The following is a 2,585-nucleotide window of genomic DNA, read 5'->3' as shown; positions in this document are numbered from 1 at the left end:
CCGGGCCGGTGGCCCAGTCGGAGGACGACGACCTCGGGTTCGTTCTGCATACCGGGCCCTTGCGCGGCCGCTCGTTAGGGGGTTTCGTTTGTGGGCGGCGGGGCCGTCTCGACGCCCGTGATTTCGAACCTCGCGCCGCCCTCGGCGCTTTCGGTCACGTCGATACTCCAGCCCTGGGCCTCGACGATCTTCTGGACGATGCTGAGGCCGAAGCCGTTGCCGTCCGCGGCCGTCGTGTAGCCCGCATCGAAGATATCGTCCCGCTTCGACTCCGGGATGCCACCCCCGTCGTCTTCGACGTAGAAGCCGTCATCGAGGGAACCGACCCGGATCGTCACGCCCTCGCCGCCGTGTTCGACAGCGTCCTCCTGAGCCTGCGAGCGAGGGCTCGTCGAGCCATGCTCGACGGCGTTCCGGAAGAGGTTCTCGAAGAGCTGTGCCAGCCGGTTCTCATCGGCCAGTACCGTCCGATCGACGTCGATAGTCAGGGTCGCACCGTCGGTCTCCACGTTCCGCCAGCAGATGTCGGCGTGCCGTTCGAGGTCGACGCGCTGGGGGGCGTCGATGATATCGCCAGCGCGGGCCAACTCCAGCAGGTCATCGATGAGCGCCTCCATTCGGTCGAGCGCTTCCCGTGCGGCCACTACGTTCTCGTCGGTGGCTTCGGAAAGTTCGAGGCGGCCCTTGGCGACGCTGAGGGGGTTCCGGAGGTCGTGGCTGACGACGCCGGCGAACTCGTTGAGGCGTTCGTTCTGCCGTCGGAGTTCACGCTGGCGGGCTTCGAGGTCACGTTGCTGTTCGATGCGGTCCAGCGCGGCTTCGAGGTTCGTCGTCAGCAACTTCGCCAGCGACTCCATCTGCTCGTCGAAGACCCCGTCCTCTGTCGCGCCGGCGATGAAGACGCCGTGGTCGCCGAGCGGGAGGATGATCTCGCTTCGGACCTCGGTTTCGTCGTTGAACCGCTCGGTCACCCCGCTCACGTCGTCGTAGATCCTCGGTTCGCCAGTCTCGAAGACCGCCCAACCGAGCCCGTCGCCGGGCCCCATCGGTGCGACGCCACCGAACAGTTCCTCGGCTTCCGGCGTCGAGGCCACCGGGACGAGCGCGTTCTCACCGGGGTCGTAGAAGAAGACCGTGTTGAGCGAGATGTCGAGCAGGTCGCGTGCGGCCGAGACGGCCACCTCGGCGGCTTCCGCCTGCGTCTCCGCCCGGAAGAGCCGTCGCGTCGTCTCGTGGAGCTCGACGGCCCGCTCTTCGTGGCTCTTCAGGTCGGTTATGTTCCGCCCCTCGGGGACGAGCATCGTCACCTCGCCGTCCTCGTCGGTTACCGGCCGAACGGAGAAGTCGATGATGGCGCTGTCGTCCGCACCCTGTACCTCTATTTCGTCGCGGACGAACTCACCGTCGGCCGCCCGTTCGACGGCTTCCTTCGCCCGCTGTCGTGTCTCCTCGGAGGCTCGGAACCAGTAGGCATCCCAGAGCTTCTTGCCGATGACGTCATCGCGGGTGATACCGCCGAACGCCAGCGCGGTGTCGTTGGCTTCCAGCAGCGTCCCGTCCGGCGACAGCAGGCCGGTGAACTGATACGTTTGATTGAAAATTGCCTCGAAGCGGCGCTGGCGTTTCTTGCGGTCGGTGATGTCGCGGGAGAATCCGGCGACCGCATAGAGGTCGTCGTCCCGGTAGACCGGCTGGCCTTTGACCCAGACCCACCGACTGAAGTCCTCATCAGCGTTGACGCGGAACTCGATGTCGATGGGTATCCCCTCCGAGATATCGTCCATCGCCGCCCGAACGCGCTGTCTGTCGTCGGGATGGATGGTTTCGAGGAATGCCTTCGGCGTCTCCTCGAGTCGCTCGATCGGCTGACCGTAGATACCCTCGTAGGCGGAATTTATATACAGGAGTTCCGACCAGTCGGCCCGGAACATCCAGAGGGCCTCCTCCGCGTTTTCGACGAGTTCGTTGCTCGCCTGAAGGCGCTCACGTAGCTGTCTGTTGTAGCGGCTTCGCGCCCGACTGACGCCGGCGACGAAGCCGAAGAGGCCGCCGAGGTTGCCGAAGAAGACGAAATCGTTCCAAAGCGAGGTGATGGGTGCGCCCGACAGAAGCAACGAGAGGTTCGACCACACCACCAGAGCGCTGATGAAGACGATGCCCGAGACGTAGCCGCCGACGACGCTCCACCACATCGACCTCGGCAGCTCCGAGCGCTGGAGGTAGCGTGCACCCGCCAAAACGAGCAGCGCCAGCGCGACGTGCATGAACCCCTCGAAGAGGAGTTCGTAGACGGGGAGACCGCCTCCCAACCTCGCCATCGCGGCGATACCGGTGACCGTGTAAGTCGCCGCGACGGCATAGAGTACGTACTCGGGGCGGACGCGAGCAGTTTGGTCCTCCGCATGGAGGTGGTCTGGCTCTCCCGCTTCCCCGCCTCCCCCGTTCATTATGGACCTATGATACTTCGTGATGGTATAAAAGCCCCCGCGGCTTCGGCGCCTGAGTTGTGCGCCCCAACCGAGAGTCTCGGCGGGTCGAAACCCACTTGGTGCCCCCGGACGGACCGCTGGTAATGAAGCTCGAAG

The 2,585-nt window shown here is 65.0% G+C and carries 1 protein-coding gene; it reads right to left on the bottom strand.

Translation table 11 applies throughout. The features are described from left to right. Positions 1-74: 74 nt before the first annotated feature. On the bottom strand, positions 75-2,447 hold the full coding sequence (locus V5A53_RS14485) for a sensor histidine kinase (protein ID WP_332314317.1): 2,373 nt from the start codon (positions 2,445-2,447) through the stop codon (positions 75-77). Positions 2,448-2,585: the final 138 nt, after the last annotated feature.

The organism is Natronomonas sp. (genome assembly GCF_036625485.1).
Classification (GTDB): Archaea; Halobacteriota; Halobacteria; order Halobacteriales; family Haloarculaceae; genus Natronomonas.
The sequence above is the reverse complement of the archived record's forward strand: the minus strand, read 5'-3'. Positions and strand labels throughout refer to the sequence as shown.

What these genes read in the sequence shown, in the direction of transcription:
- V5A53_RS14485 (WP_332314317.1), bottom strand. Translation starts at nt 2,447, where the DNA reads ATGAACGGGGGAGGCGGGGAAGCGGGAGAGCCAGACCACCTCCATGCG.